Here is a 14,456-nt window from a genome sequence, read left to right as displayed (position 1 = left end):
GGAAAAATAGCATGGAAAAAGTAAAAGTTGCGATCCTTGGCTCAGGGAACATCGGAACAGATTTAATGATCAAATTAGCACGCTCTGAATTTTTAGAGCTGACTGCTGTAATCGGAATTGATCCGCAATCAGACGGTTTACGCCGTGCAAGAGAATTAGGGTATGCAGGGGTTGATACAGGGATTGATGGATTTTTGGCAGACCCGGAATTAAAAGCAGACATCGTCTTTGATGCCACTTCCGCAAAAGCACATCTCTATAATGCAAAAGTGTTAAAAGAAGCGGGAATAAAGGTTATTGATATGACTCCAGCAGCCGTAGGACCTTTAGTCTGCGCCGCCGTAAACATTGAAGAGCATTTAGATAAGGATAATATCAACCTTATTACTTGTGGAGGTCAGGCAACGATCCCAATGGTCCATGCCGTAAACCGAGTAGCCCCTGTCGAATATGCTGAAATCGTTGCGACGATTGCAAGTAAGAGTGCGGGGCCAGGAACTCGTGCCAATATCGATGAATTTACAGAAACAACTTCAAATGCGATTGAAGTAGTTGGTGGTGCTAAAAAAGGGAAAGCGATTATTATCCTAAACCCTGCCGAACCGCCAATCCTCATGCGTGATACCGTTTACACGCTAGTAGAGGAAGGGAAAATGGATGAAGAAGCGATTCGGAAATCCATCAGCGATATGGAAAAAGTGGTTCAATCATATGTCCCGGGTTATCGCGTGCGCACCGAACCAATTTTTGACGGAAATAAAGTAACTATCTTTCTTGAGGTAGAAGGAGCTGGTGACTACCTGCCTGTATATGCAGGTAACCTTGATATCATGACATCAGCTGGTGTGAAAATTGCAGAGGCGTTTGCGAAAAAGTTATTAACGAAGGAAACAGTTTAAGCTGTAGAAAGGGGCAAATAAACCATGACAATTGAAAGAGATATTCTCATTACCGAAGTAGCGCTGCGAGACGGAAGCCACGCCATTAATCATCAATATACGGTTGATCAAGTACTTAAGATAACAAAAGCATTGAATGATGCAAATGTTCCTTTTATCGAGGTCTCTCATGGTGACGGTTTAGCTGGATCTTCGTTACAATATGGTTTTTCGCGGACAAATGAAATGGAATTAATAGAAGCGGCGGTTTCTGTTGCGGACAAGTCAAAAATTGCTGTTCTTCTATTACCAGGCATCGGTACACTGCATGAATTAAAAGAAGCCGCCAATTTAGGTGCAAAAATGGCCCGTATTGCTACACATGTAACTGAAGCAGACGTGGCACCGCAGCATATTGCCTATGCAAAAGAATTAGGAATGGAAACAGTCGGTTTCTTAATGATGAACCACATGGCCCCAGTAGACAAACTTGTTGAACAGGCAAAATTAATGGAAAGCTATGGAGCTGACACCGTATATGTTGTCGATTCAGCAGGCTATCTGCTTCCAGACCAGGTTCGTGAACGTATTCGCGCTCTTAAGCAATCTGTAGGGATTCATGTCGGCTTCCATGGCCATAACAACCTGTCGCTTGCCATGGCCAACACACTTGTGGCAATTGAAGAGGGTGCGACTCGCATTGATGGCAGTGTACGCTGTTTAGGAGCAGGTGCCGGGAATACTCAAACAGAAGTATTGGTTGCCGTTTGTGAACGAATGGGAATTAAAACAGGAGTAGACTTATATAAAATGATGGATTTGGCGGAAGAGATTGTTGCACCCATTTTGCAAGTGCCGCAAGAAATTACGAGAGATAGCTTAACTCTTGGATTTGCGGGTGTGTACTCGAGTTTTGCCCTTCATGCAAAACGGGCAGCTGCTAAATTTGGCGTTGATTCCCGTGATGTTTTAGTAGAATTAGGCAAGCGTAAAGTAGTGGGCGGTCAAGAAGATATGATTGTCGATGTAGCTACAGAGATTGCCAAAGAAAAGAATAAGGTTGTTTTAGGTTAAAAGGGCAAATTAAATTGCTAATAATTCAATAAAGCAACCATTTATATTGATTAAAATGTCGTTTTTTCAAGGGCTTGCTTTAGTTTTAATGAAATGGGAATTTAATTGAAAAAGGCGGCCAATGCTCTTTTAACATTGGCCGTTTTGCTTTAGTTTAATATGACAATATTAGTAACTATTTTTTGAATATGTTAATTAGTTAACGTAATTTTGTTCTTTATTCGTTTAGAATCCATTTTAACTGATGGTACCCAATGCTAATATAGATAGAGAAAATAGAAAATTTACAGTACAATTTGGTATAGACTTATCGCTCATCAATGAATTTCTTCTTAATTTCAAGAATTTTTTAAATATTCAGGAGGAGAAAATGTGAGATATCTATGGGAACCTTATACGATCTATAGTAATAAAAAGGCTTTAGCTAAAGGTGATGTTTTATTTTCACAAGGTAGGGAAAGTTCAGGCTTTTACTACTTAGCAGAAGGAAGGCTGAATATTCAACTGCTTTCTAAAGATGGTAAAGAACGAATAGTTGACTACTTAGCAGATGGTTTTTTACTGGGAGAACAAGGGGTATTGGGACAGCCTTATTCGAGTACAGCGGTGTGTGATACAGATACTATTGTTTATTACTTTTCAACCGAAACATTTAAAAAAATATGTAAAGAGCACCCAGAAGCAAACAAAATTTTTATGAATTCACTTATTAGTAAAATCAGATTACTTGTTGATACCATTGGAATGATCAATAAGCCTTATGAGCAGCAAATGGCACACTACTTTCTTCAACTCTATCAAAAGAATAATAAAAATCCCTTTTCGATTTCACAAATCTCCCTTGCAAAATATATTGGAACCTCAAGAGTAACAGTCTATAAGATTATGCAGAAATGGTTAGTAGAGGGGATAATTTCAAGAAGGGGCCACAAGATTCACATATTAGACCCCAACAAATTGAAAACGCTTTACGGCTGCTATAAAGCAGAAATTGCACTCTAAGATCTATTTAATGTGATAAGGAAAGGGGACATACAGTTGATTACTTTAAAACAATCTTGGACAGATTATTTAAAATACGGCAGGAGACTCTTTTTCAAAAAAAAATCATACATTTTCCAACAAGGTCACATAGGAACTGGATTTTATTATATTTATAAAGGAATAGTAAAAATTATCTCTGACACTCCCGGGGGAGGGAAAAGGATTTTAGATTTTGTTGGTCCAGGAGTTTTAGCGGGTGAAATTGATCATCTGCCATACTTTTGTTCAGCCGTTTGTCATGAAGATTGTGTTGTATACTATTTCTCGGAACAAGATTATCATAACCTCATTCAAATACACCCAGAAGTAACGATTTTATTTGCTGAATCCCTTATTCTTAAAGAAAAGCTCCTTTTAAATAATATCAATGTAACAAGTACCAGCACGGAATCCCAAATCGCCCAATCGCTCCTATATTTGATGAATTCTCTTGAAAGCAAAGAAATCAATTTAACCCAGCAGGAGCTATCGTTCTATACTGGTTTAACAAGAATCACAATCTATAAATTTCTAAAAATATGGGCCTCCGAAGGTATTGTTTTAATTAGTAATAGAAGGATTTACATAGTAGACCCTAAAGCACTTAAGGAGATAAAATAAATTTATCTTAGCCCTTAAATCCTTTTTTTCAATTATGCATTTTCATGAATCATGCTAAAAAAATGAAAGGTGAAGAAGTCCACCTTTCATTTTTTTATTTCCATTTTCTTTTAATCCTGGTCCTTTTCTACCAAGGCAATAACCCTAACAGGACTTCCACTGCCTTTTTCTATTTTTAACGGAGTAGCGATGAGAACAGCTCCTTTTGCAGGAAGTTTTTCTAAAGCGGTCAATTGGGCGAGGCCATATTTATTCGCGCCATGCATGAAATGATGATTAGGGAATGGAGGGTCAAATGAACCGGCAATCCCTGCATCTGTTCCAACGGTTTCTACACCAACTCCCAATATATCTCGTTCCTCTGCAAGAAAAATAGAAGCCTCTTTACTAATCCCAGGTGTATGGGGCTGTCCATCGTCACCAATATTATAAAATAGTTCGTGATCATGTGCATATTGCGCCCATCCGGATTGAATCAATACCCAAGAATGTTTCTTAATTCTTCCATATTGCTCTTCAAATTCAAGAATATCCTCCACTGTTACACAATAATCCGGATTCAGCTCTGCTTTTTCTCTAATATCAATCACATATGCTTCTCCCACCATGTTCATCGTTGGAATTGTGTCAACACTATCATGCTCTCTACCACTAATCCAGTGAATAGGTGCATCAAAGTGCGTACCACAATGTTCGCCTGCAGTAAAATCATTCCAGTAAGAAGTTGGCCCTTTCTCATCATACATTGACAACTGTTTTAATTTAAATCCCCCTGTTCTTGCTAAAGGCTCTGGCAATTGAATAACTGGGGTGTTTTCATTCAGGGTTTGTGACAGATCGATAACTTCTATTTTTCCAGTTGCAATCTTATTGATAAGGGACTCTAAGATATTTACTTTTACAATCATTAGACTGTCTCCTTTGCGTAGGTAGTGGTATTTTCCGCGGTATAAACATGTGGGATATAAACGTCAATAACAGCGGATCTCCCTTGTTTCACGAACTGCAATCCTTCTTTAAGCGCATTTTTCAGATCTGAACGGTTTTTCACCATAATTGGGTGCGCTTCTCCAGCTGCTGCAGCAATTTTCGATAAATCTGCCGGCGGGTCAAAATGGACAAAGAATTCTTCCGTTTGTTTGGCGATACCGTGCGGGTGGACACCAAGCGTTGACTGTTTTGGTGCCTTCCAACCAGAGTTGTTATAAATAACTGTTAAGAATGGGGTATTGTATCTTTTTGCCATCCAATGAACAGTGGAGGGAATACTGAATAGGAAGGATCCATCTCCGGTGAGACTGATGACCGTCTTATCCGGATTAGCTAATTTCATACCTATTGCGGCTCCGCCGTTCCATCCAAGTGAACCTGCAGGACTTCCATAATAAGACCCTGGAATAGTTGCCCCTATATGGTTGGATATTACCTCATGACTAGTAATTCCTTCATTCAATACGATTGTATTTTCGTCTGTTATTTCCCTTATACAGGCGGTAAGAAATTCAGGGGTAATAACATCGCTTTCTGCTTTTTCGATCATATATTTTTCTTCTGCCTGAAGATTATGGTATTCGGAGTGTTTTTCCCAGCGCTGGGAAACCGCCCCTTGATCGATATCACTATTTTTATCCAGGTAATCATTAATTTGCTGAAGTGCTGTGTATGCATCAGCTTTAAAAAATCGTTTTGATGGGATATACCATAAAGGCATTTGTTCTTTCAACGGATCAACATCAATGTAATAAATAGTTGCATTGTTAGACGGTTTGTTTCTTACAGGAATCCATGGAACATCGCTGTCTAATACAAGTATAAAATCGGCCTCATCAAGAACTTTAATCTGCTTTTCAGTATTCCAATAGGAACCGCAGTGCATTGGATTATTACTTGGAAAATTCATATAACTTGGTATGGATTCAATGACAGGAATGGCCAATCGTTCACATAAACGCACTAGTTCTTCAACCGCTTCTTTTTTCCTTCCTAAATAAGAGGTAACAACAAGCGGATTTTTAGCTGACAGCAAATCATTCGTTAATTCTTTAATCTTTTGTGGAGAAATTGCTCCCGGGGAAATCGGCTCCCATAGCTCCTTTTGAATCTCTACAGGCATGGCCGGCTCTTCCATCACTTCTCTTGGTCCCATTAGATAAACTGGACCCTTAGGATCACTTTTAGCAATTTGTAATGCACGATGTACAAGCTGCTTGACATTCGCTCCGGTTCGAATTTCATTATCATATTTCGTATATCCGCGCATAATGCCGCGTTGGTCAAAAACATCCTGAATCCAATGAATAAACTCATTTCGGCTTCCAGCTAATTCATTTTCTTGGGTATAAGGTGACGCGCCGGCAAAAACTAATACAGGAACCCTGCTTTTGTATGCATTATGAATGGCACCGCCTAAATTTTGTGTTCCGCATTCTACATGAACGATTACTGCCTGCGGCTCACCTGTTGCCTGTGCATACCCTTGCGCAGCAGTCAATGCCACAAATTCATGGGGGCAGGTAATGATTTCTGGTAATTCCTTATTTTCCTTTTTGGCTATCGCCAAATTTTCAATAATCGCCGGGTGATCACTTCCTAAATTAGCAAAAATATAGGAAACACCCGCTTCTTGCAAAGCTTCTAAAAATGCTGATCCTGTGTTATACAATGAAATTCCTCCTTGCATGTTATTTGATAAACTTTTACTAACTTTATAATACTGCACTGGTATTTTCCTTCCGTTAATCCATTAACAATTATCTCGGAATTTTTAAAAGATTCATAAAAAAGTATTAATAGTTTAACAACGATTAATGCTTTTATTTTGTAAAGTAATAAATAGAAAGGGGGGGATTCGATGACATTTGCTGAACAAAAAACGGTTATAAATCTTCCTGACCTGCTGTTCTCTAGGTATTGTAAAGAAACATTTGGTTTAAACAGGGGAGTATATAACACAATCGATGAATGGTTCTATAATAATTCTGCTGAAAGTATAGAGGTTCGCCGGAAAAAAATATTAGACTTCCTTCTTTTTTATATTAGTTCATTAAAAGATATAGAAAAATGCAAAATCAAGTTTGGAAAAGGAAATCTTGTCAACCTATTGACCGAATATATGAAAATTGCTGCAAAGTAAAAACTCCCAAGTAGAAACTTGTTTACTAAGTGAACAAAACTTCTACAATAGGAGTTTTCTTATTTTCAGTTATCAACATTATTTTAATGTTAATTGGTTAACATCTTGGTTATTTTTGATTGTTATTCGAAATTTTTGACTTTTTAGAAAATGATTTATCAATAATGTTAATGAGTTAGCAGAAGGGAAGGGAGCTTTAAATATACAATTCGATTAGGCAAAAAAATAATATTAGGGAGATGAATTAAATGAAATTTGGACTTTATTCTGAAATGCAATTACCTCCAGGGAAAACGGAAAAGCAAGTATATGATGAAGTAATAGAACAAATTATTCATGCTGACAAAGCCGGTTTTGATGTTTATTCTCTTATTGATCATCATCATTTTTCGAAATTTTCTATTTCAGCAAACCCATTAGCGGTGTATTCAGCTGTAGCGAGCCAGACAAATAATATTCGCTTTAGAACGGCACTTCATATCCTGCCAGTTCAAAATCCGCTGCGTTTGGCGGGTGAAATTGCTGCCGCTGATCTTATAACGAATGGACGTATAGAAGCAGGTGTCGGTCGCGGTCACGCATGGGTTTATCCAAACGAAGGAATTATCCCAATTGAGGAAGCCAAACCTCGTTTTGAGGAGGCACTTGCCATACTTGAGCAGGCACTTCGAGGAGAGAAAGTATCCTACTTTGGTAAATACTATACAGTTGATAATGTAGAAGTTGTTCCTCATCCTCTTCAGAAAAAGATCCCATTTACTACCGGAGGAACAAGTGAACATACCTACCGACAAGCCGGGGAAAAGGGCTGGGGAATTTTTGTTCCTCCTTTACTGCCCCTTGCAACTTTGCTAGATAAATTTGATATATATCGAAAGGCTTGTTGGGAAAATGGGCACGAGCCTAACATTATCTGGCTGCGTTCCGTCTATATGAGCGATGGGGATGAAAAACAGATTAGACAGGAAGCAGAAGAACATTTCTATAATTTTCTTTTAGGAAATGCTGCTCCTACAGCTGGGTTACCCGATGTTGAAAGAATGAAGGACGCTGGATTCCATTTCTATACAAAGGGTATCTTACAAGGTCTCCCAAAAATGAGCTACGAAGAACTAATAGAGAAAAATGTTGTTTGGGCCGGAACACCTGAAGAAATTTGTGAAAAGATTGATAAAATCAAGCAAGAAGTTGAAGGATTGGTTGAAATTGACTTCTTAGCAAATTATGGCGGTATGGATCAGTGGAAAGTGTTAAAACAGCAGGAACTTTTAAGTAAACGGGTTATGCCAAACTTTAAAAATACAAAAGAATCACAATTAAATCGCGTCTAATCCTTTTAATGGGGAATGTTCTTCGTTCTACATTCCCCTTCACATTGATATTAGCCTAAATGGCGAAATGTATTTACGGCTTTAGCGATTATAAAAATTAGCTTATTGGAGGAGCGGTAATGAAATATTTTGATACCGTAATTATTGGAAGTGGTATTAATTCATTAACTGCGGCAGCCTATTTATCTAAAAAAGGGCATAAAGTATTGGTATTGGAAAAGAATGATTGGATTGGCGGTTGTATTAAGACAAGCGAAATTACAGCCCCGGGCTTTAAGACAGATGTCTTTTCGGGCTGGCATCCTAATTTTGTTACGGGTCCAGCCTATGCGGGGCTGAAGAAGGACCTGGAGGAAAATGGGCTTGAATACCTCAATACGGAAGTTCCAGCCGGGGTTATTTTGCCTAATAATGAAAGTGCAGTTTTATATGCAAACCGTGAAAAAAATATTCATTCTTTTAATCAGATTACACACGGCGATGGTGATCGCTATCGAGAATTAATGAAGCAATTCGAAGATAATTCTGAATTAGTATTTCATTTATTATCAAATGAGCCTCTTACATGGTCTTCTGTTCGAAAATTGCTAAAACTTGTAAGGGAAAAGGGGGTTCAAGAATTAAAGAGGGAAGCGGGAACTATGCTGAAATCTGCAGCACAGTTACTAGACCAAACTTTTGAAAGCAATGTAATTAAAGCGCTTCTTGCTCCTTGGATTTTGCATACAGGTCTTGGTCCAAATGATGCAGCAGGCAATATTATGCTCCAGGTTCTCGTATTTTCTCTTGAGGCTGCCGGCATGCCCATTCCTAAAGGGGGCGGTGATCAACTGGTAAAAGCGTTAATGAAAATAGTTGAAAGAAACGGCGGCGAATTTATCATCAATGAGAACGTTTATAAAATTCTAGTTGAAAATAGAAAAGTAAAAGGGGTCCAGACCCAAAACGAGAATTATTTTGCTAATTATGTTCTTGCTAATGTTACTCCCCACCAATTATATGAGAATTTATTGACAGAAATACCTATTCCTGAGTCCGTTCAAAAAGATGTCAGGAACTATAAATACGGTAACGCCTCCATGCAAATCCATTATGCTTTGGATGCACCTTTAGATTGGGAAAATCCAGAACTAAGAAAAGCAGCGATGATCAATATAACAAACGGGGTTGAAGCGGTAAGTCAATCGGTCAATGAAGTTTCGAATGGACTGCTGCCAAAACAAGCCACCATCGCCGTAGGGCAGCATACGGCTTTCGATCCAAGCCGTGCCCCGGAAGGAAAACATACACTTTGGGTCCAGCTGCTAGAGATGCCTAGAGTTTTGAAAGGGGATGCCTTGGGGGAAATTGATACCTCTGAAGGTTATAGCCAAAAGGTTATAGAAGCCTACGTAGAACGGATTGAAAATCGTATTTGCAGACATGCCCCAAATTTCAAAGATAATATAATAAGCAGGAAAATTCTTTCTCCGAAAGATTTAGAATCATCTAACGTAAATTTAGTTGGCGGTGACCCCTATTCTGGTGTTGCATCGATTGATCAATTAATGTTATGGAGACCAACCTCCAAATACAAAAAACATGATACACCAGTTAAAAATTTGTTTCATATCGGGGCTTCAACCCACCCAGGCCCAGGTCTTGGCGGAACTTCAGGTTATCTTACAGCAAAGCAAATTAAATAAATAAAGGAGAAGAAAAAACATGAAGAAAGAAGATAGCCAAGGAATATTTAAACAAATTATGGGGGATTACCCGACTGGAGTAACCATTGTTACCACTACGAAAGAAGATGGAACACCGGTTGGACTTACAGTCAATTCATTTGCATCTGTATCACTTGATCCCTTAATGCTTCTTTGGTCGATTGATCACAGAGTATCTTCACTTAAGGAATTTACGGATCGTGGAAAATTCGCTGTTCATGTTTTGGCGGAAGAACAAAAAGAACTCTGTCAAACTTTTGCAAGTAAGCATGAAGACCGCTTCAGTACTTGTAATTGGGAACTTTCCAGCAATGGATTGCCAATCATTGAAGGCGCTTTAGGTGTATTTGAGTGTAAAACATTTAAGGCTATTGAAGCGGGTGATCATACTGTATTAATTGGAGAAGTTTTGGATCTTAAAGTAAATAAAGAAAAAGACCCAATGCTTTATCACAGAAGAGTATTTGGTGCAATTCCTAAAGAATTTTACAATCAAAAACAATCCGTGCCTAATTAAGTTCTTATTTTGCAACTTTTTGACTTTAGGGAAACTAGGCCCTTTAATGAACCCAGCTCTTAGATAATGCAAATATATGTTATTTGTTCATGTGTTTTGGTATTTTCGTTGTTTAACATATATTTAATTTCAGAAATAGGGAGGTGGAAATTAGCAGGGTTACAATTAACTGAATATTCGAATATATAAGCGCGTCTAAATGAAATTATTTTTGTTTGACAAATATGGTAACAGATTCAACATTAAATTTATTCTATGGAGTGGATATTAAATGGAAACTACGGTCCAAATTAATCCTAACAGTATCAAATTTGATGAAAATTATGGTCCAATTATAAATGGTGAAATGGTAGAACCGGTATATGGTTATATTGATGCAGTGAACGCATCTACAGGAGAAGTGCTTTCAAAAGTTGGACGCTGCGGAAAAGAGGAGATTAATCAAGCTGTAAAAGCAGCGAGAGCAGCGTTTCCTGTCTGGTCGAACACGTCAATTGAGGAACGATCCATTCTATTAAACAAAATTGCTGATGTGCTAGAGGAAAATCAAGAACGCTTAAAAATGATAGAAAGCATGGATACAGGCAGGGCTATTCATGAGTTTGATGCAGATTACAGTATTGCTATTCAACAATTTCGATATTTTGCGTCTGCAATTTTCACCTATTATGAAGGCGCTTCCCGGCCGGTTCAAAATGGTTATTTAATTACAAAGAAAGAGCCGCTTGGAGTGTGTGCTCAAATAATTCCTTGGAACGTTCCGATGATTATGACAGCATTCAAACTGGCGCCAGCTCTTGCAGCTGGTAACACAATTGTATTAAAGCCCGCGGAAGACGCATGTTTATCGGTTTTAGAATTTGCAAAACTTGTAGTGGGAATTCTCCCCAAAGGTGTACTCAACGTAGTTCCGGGTTACGGAAAGGAAGCGGGACAGGCTTTAATTGATCATCCGGATACAGATAAGCTTGCCTTTACGGGTAGTACTGAAGTAGGACGCTTAGTGGGCAAAACGGCGGGAGAGAGAATTATTCCTGTTACACTCGAACTTGGCGGTAAATCACCGCACATTGTTTTTCCAGATGTGGATATCGATCAAGCAGTGGAAAATGCCACTTTTGGGTATACAAGCTTTAATGGACAAAGTTGCATTCTTGGATCACGGCTTTTCATTCATGATGATATTTATGATGAATTTGTAAAAAAATTAATTGAAAGGGCAAAACAAGTTAAAATTGGTCCGCCAACGGATCGCTCTACACGAATAGCTTCAATCATTAACGAAAAACAAGGAAAACGTGTTTTAAAATACTTCGATATTGCCAAAAAAGAAGGGGCAAAAATTCTTTATGGGGGTAATCGTGTTACGGTTCCAGGTCATGAACATGGCTATTTTATTGAGCCAACAATTATAGAAGCCGAGTCCGGTATGAGAATTTCACAAGAAGAAATTTTCGGGCCAGCTGTTACAGTAACACGATGGAAGGATGTTAATGAAGTTATAAAAATGGCTAACAGTGTAGATTATGGGCTTGCGGCCGGCATTATGACAGGCAACCTTGAACAAGCTTTGGGTACCGCCAATAAACTTGAAGCAGGAAGTGTATGGATAAATTCTTATTTTAATTTCCAAACTGGTGCCCCATTTGGAGGTTACAAAAACAGCGGAGTTGGAAGGGAATATAGCAAAGAGGCACTAGATGCCTATAGCCAGTCCAAGACAATTGTGGCAGCATACCAGCTTCCTCCGGCAGGTTTCTTTAAATAAGGCTCAAGATAAAGAATGGCTAAAGGGAACATAAACCAATTTCTATTCTAAGAAAAGGATTTCACCCCCAAAAGAATAACAAAGAGAAAACATCCCAAAAGTTGTATACAGGTTTTTTTGCCTAACTGTAACTTGGGGATGTTTTTCATTAAGAAGATCAAGCTCAAAGCGACTGTTAGGAGGTCGCCCTAAATGTAACCGCCGTATTCAAAATTAAATGATAATGAACCAAATGGAGGGGAAAAAATGGCTTTTATTCTTAATTTGAAAGAAAAGATGGACGACCACGCTTTAGAAAGTATTCCTGAGAATGAACGTAAATCTTGGCTGCAATTATCCAATAACACAATGGGGGTTTGTTCTTCCGTTGCCATTATGATGTTTGGTGCATTAGCGACTTTTTCTGCCGGGATGAAATTAGGATTACTAGCAGGTGTTATCACAATCATAATTGGGACAACTATTGGGTACCTTCTTGGTGACATTGCTCGAAAGGAAGGTCTTTCTAGTACAGTCATTACCCGATACTATGGGTTTGGAGTGAAAGGTTCATTAGTAACTGCTATTGTTTTTGGCTTTATGGTTCTTGGCTTTTTAGCTTTGGAAAATGTTTTACTCTATAACGGAGTACTGTTTTTCTTTGATATGAAACCAACCCTGTTAAATGCTATTGTCATCTACGGTATTTTTACTTTAGCTTGGGTTTTCTTGGCCTTATTTGGCATCAAACTAGTATACAGGGTAGCAGGGGTTACATTATTAGTTCTTACGATTGTCTTACTATACATGATCATTAATTCGATGGGTTTCAGTGGAATCAGTTTAGGTGAGATCATGTCCTTTGGTCGTCAATTTGGTCCATCGCAAGGCATTATGGATTTTGTTTTTGCGGTAAATATTTTAATCGGATCTAGTGGGGCTTTAGCACTAACAGCGGCAGATTCTTGTCGATATGCACGTACAGGTAAAGATGTATTTTTGGCCAATCTTACAGGAATGCTAGTAATGAATATTGGCATGGTTATTGCTGGCGGTACCATTGCGTATGTTGGGATGGGAAAGGTAGTCAACCATTATGTAGCAACAAGAGGGTTAACTCCAGAGGCGGCTTCAGCGGTTGCTTTAAATGATATGGCATCGTTTTTCATTATCCTCGCAGGAGTCATTGGGTTTATTGTCTTATTCCTTGCTAATGGGAAAGCGCAAATATTAAATACGTATAGTGGCTCCTTAGCTCTGACGAATGTTTTTTCGGCCTTTGGTTGGAGAGGAAACCGTGCTCTATTCGTTGTCCTTTGTAATATTATTGCTTTAATTATGATTTCCATGAATATCTTGGGTTTAGTAGAGAAATGGTTAAATATGTTAGGAGTATTAACTACCTGCGTGGCTACCATCGTTATCATCGATCACTATTGGGTAAAGAAAATTACACATAGGGAGGTTGGTGCCCATGTATGCGATACAGTTAATATAGCCGGGGTCCTTACACTCATCATCGCTTCTGTTTCGGCCTTAACAATAAACTTCATTCCAATACCTTTTGTAACTTCTACGATTATTAGTATTATTCTATATCCAATCTTGCGTTTATATATTTTTAAACCCAAACTTCCTTCTAGTCAACACGATCCTACTGTTACCCAATTAAATACTTAGATACCGGTATGAGAAACATGTTCTAGAAAACAAGAAAACCGCACTATGCCGTCGTAAGCAAAGGGTGGTTCTCACAAATAATCTACTTTGATAACCACCACCCTGACGGTAGCAGTTGCAATGAGAAGTGTTAGCAGCACTTCTCTTTTTTATATTTTCTTATTAAACATGAAATAAACCTTTCAATAAACCATAATTTCAGTGCAACAAAACCAAGGGGACGGTTCCGTCGGCTTTTTGGGTCCAAGAAATGATAAAATAGACTAAGAGAAACGTCTCTGTGGACACAACAATTACAGAATAGAGGTGTACGAGTGAAATTAGATGAGTTTACAATTGGACAGGTGTTTAAATCGAAATCATTTATAGTAACGAAAGAAGATATTATGAGGTTTGCAGGTGAATTTGACCCTCAATATATGCATTTGGATGAGGAAAGGGCCAATAAAGGTAGGTTTCAGGGCATCATTGCCTCCGGTATCCATACGCTCGCCCTTTCATTTAAGCTTTTGGTGGAAGAAGGAATCTATGGGGATGAGATCATTGCTGGAACACGAATGAATCATCTTAAATTTATGAAGCCCGTGTATCCTGGAGATGTATTGCAGGTCATTGGTGAAGTTATTGATATAAAAGCAATGAAAAATCAAACGGGGATCCTTACGATATTGTTAACTACCTTAAATGATAAAGAAGAAAAAGTTTTTGAAGGTGAGATGTCCGCATTGATCGAGAGATGAAGAGGT

General features: G+C 38.4%; 13 protein-coding genes. 11 read left to right on the top strand and 2 right to left on the bottom strand.

Features of this window, described 5'->3' with window-relative positions; translation table 11 throughout:
• Positions 1-11 precede the first annotated feature (11 nt).
• From BIV60_RS19840 to BIV60_RS19825, 4 genes are all read left to right on the top strand, one after another.
• Entirely contained in the window at positions 12-899 is an 888-nt protein-coding gene (locus tag BIV60_RS19840; protein ID WP_071357445.1) for an acetaldehyde dehydrogenase (acetylating), read from the top strand.
• Positions 900-923: 24 nt separating this feature from the next.
• A complete protein-coding gene (gene dmpG / locus BIV60_RS19835; RefSeq protein WP_071357444.1) occupies positions 924-1,952 on the top strand; it encodes a 4-hydroxy-2-oxovalerate aldolase in 1,029 nt (342 codons plus the stop codon).
• Positions 1,953-2,324: 372 nt separating this feature from the next.
• Positions 2,325-2,954 carry a Crp/Fnr family transcriptional regulator gene (locus BIV60_RS19830; RefSeq protein WP_071357443.1) on the top strand — a complete coding sequence of 210 codons (630 nt, stop codon included), beginning with the start codon at positions 2,325-2,327 and terminating at the stop codon, positions 2,952-2,954.
• 36 nt (positions 2,955-2,990) lie between these two features.
• On the top strand, positions 2,991-3,596 hold the full coding sequence (locus tag BIV60_RS19825; RefSeq protein WP_256218474.1) for a Crp/Fnr family transcriptional regulator: 606 nt from the start codon (positions 2,991-2,993) through the stop codon (positions 3,594-3,596).
• Positions 3,597-3,706: 110 nt separating this feature from the next.
• Here BIV60_RS19825 and BIV60_RS19820 read toward each other — a convergent pair whose 3' ends face one another.
• Both BIV60_RS19820 and BIV60_RS19815 read right to left on the bottom strand, forming a co-directional pair.
• The gene (locus tag BIV60_RS19820; protein ID WP_071357442.1) at positions 3,707-4,504 is read right to left on the bottom strand and encodes a cyclase family protein; all 798 of its coding nucleotides are present in this window, start codon (positions 4,502-4,504) and stop codon (positions 3,707-3,709) included.
• Positions 4,504-6,258 carry a thiamine pyrophosphate-requiring protein gene (locus tag BIV60_RS19815; protein ID WP_141770499.1) on the bottom strand — a complete coding sequence of 585 codons (1,755 nt, stop codon included), beginning with the start codon at positions 6,256-6,258 and terminating at the stop codon, positions 4,504-4,506. Before BIV60_RS19815 ends, BIV60_RS19820 begins: the two co-directional genes overlap by 1 nt.
• 189 nt (positions 6,259-6,447) lie before the next feature.
• On the opposite strand from BIV60_RS19815, the gene BIV60_RS19810 reads away from it, so the two are divergent.
• From BIV60_RS19810 to BIV60_RS19780, 7 genes are all read left to right on the top strand, one after another.
• A complete protein-coding gene (locus BIV60_RS19810; protein ID WP_071357441.1) occupies positions 6,448-6,729 on the top strand; it encodes a hypothetical protein in 282 nt (93 codons plus the stop codon).
• Positions 6,730-6,977: 248 nt separating this feature from the next.
• A complete protein-coding gene (locus tag BIV60_RS19805; protein ID WP_071357440.1) occupies positions 6,978-8,060 on the top strand; it encodes an LLM class flavin-dependent oxidoreductase in 1,083 nt (360 codons plus the stop codon).
• A gap of 119 nt (positions 8,061-8,179) precedes the next feature.
• Positions 8,180-9,745, top strand: a complete 1,566-nt coding sequence (locus BIV60_RS19800) for a phytoene desaturase family protein (protein ID WP_071357439.1) — start codon at positions 8,180-8,182, stop codon at positions 9,743-9,745.
• A 19-nt stretch (positions 9,746-9,764) separates the two neighbouring features.
• The gene (locus BIV60_RS19795) at positions 9,765-10,283 is read left to right on the top strand and encodes a flavin reductase family protein (RefSeq protein WP_071357438.1); all 519 of its coding nucleotides are present in this window, start codon (positions 9,765-9,767) and stop codon (positions 10,281-10,283) included.
• Positions 10,284-10,554: 271 nt separating this feature from the next.
• On the top strand, positions 10,555-12,051 hold the full coding sequence (locus BIV60_RS19790) for an aldehyde dehydrogenase family protein (RefSeq protein ID WP_071357437.1): 1,497 nt from the start codon (positions 10,555-10,557) through the stop codon (positions 12,049-12,051).
• 246 nt (positions 12,052-12,297) lie between these two features.
• A complete protein-coding gene (locus BIV60_RS19785; protein ID WP_071357436.1) occupies positions 12,298-13,710 on the top strand; it encodes a purine-cytosine permease family protein in 1,413 nt (470 codons plus the stop codon).
• Positions 13,711-14,024: 314 nt separating this feature from the next.
• The gene (locus tag BIV60_RS19780; RefSeq protein ID WP_071357435.1) at positions 14,025-14,450 is read left to right on the top strand and encodes a MaoC family dehydratase; all 426 of its coding nucleotides are present in this window, start codon (positions 14,025-14,027) and stop codon (positions 14,448-14,450) included.
• Positions 14,451-14,456 lie beyond the last annotated feature (6 nt).

Source organism: Bacillus sp. MUM 116 (assembly GCF_001866655.1).
Classification (GTDB): domain Bacteria; phylum Bacillota; class Bacilli; order Bacillales; family Cytobacillaceae; genus Neobacillus.
The sequence above is the reverse complement of the archived record's forward strand: the minus strand, read 5'-3'. Positions and strand labels throughout refer to the sequence as shown.

Coding starts and splice junctions, on each gene's coding strand:
- BIV60_RS19840 (WP_071357445.1), top strand. CDS start 12: ATGGAAAAAGTAAAAGTTGCGATCCTTGGCTCAGGGAACATCGGAACA.
- dmpG (WP_071357444.1), top strand. CDS start 924: ATGACAATTGAAAGAGATATTCTCATTACCGAAGTAGCGCTGCGAGAC.
- BIV60_RS19820 (WP_071357442.1), bottom strand. CDS start 4,504: ATGATTGTAAAAGTAAATATCTTAGAGTCCCTTATCAATAAGATTGCA.
- BIV60_RS19810 (WP_071357441.1), top strand. CDS start 6,448: ATGACATTTGCTGAACAAAAAACGGTTATAAATCTTCCTGACCTGCTG.
- BIV60_RS19805 (WP_071357440.1), top strand. CDS start 6,978: ATGAAATTTGGACTTTATTCTGAAATGCAATTACCTCCAGGGAAAACG.
- BIV60_RS19800 (WP_071357439.1), top strand. CDS start 8,180: ATGAAATATTTTGATACCGTAATTATTGGAAGTGGTATTAATTCATTA.
- BIV60_RS19795 (WP_071357438.1), top strand. CDS start 9,765: ATGAAGAAAGAAGATAGCCAAGGAATATTTAAACAAATTATGGGGGAT.
- BIV60_RS19790 (WP_071357437.1), top strand. CDS start 10,555: ATGGAAACTACGGTCCAAATTAATCCTAACAGTATCAAATTTGATGAA.
- BIV60_RS19785 (WP_071357436.1), top strand. CDS start 12,298: ATGGCTTTTATTCTTAATTTGAAAGAAAAGATGGACGACCACGCTTTA.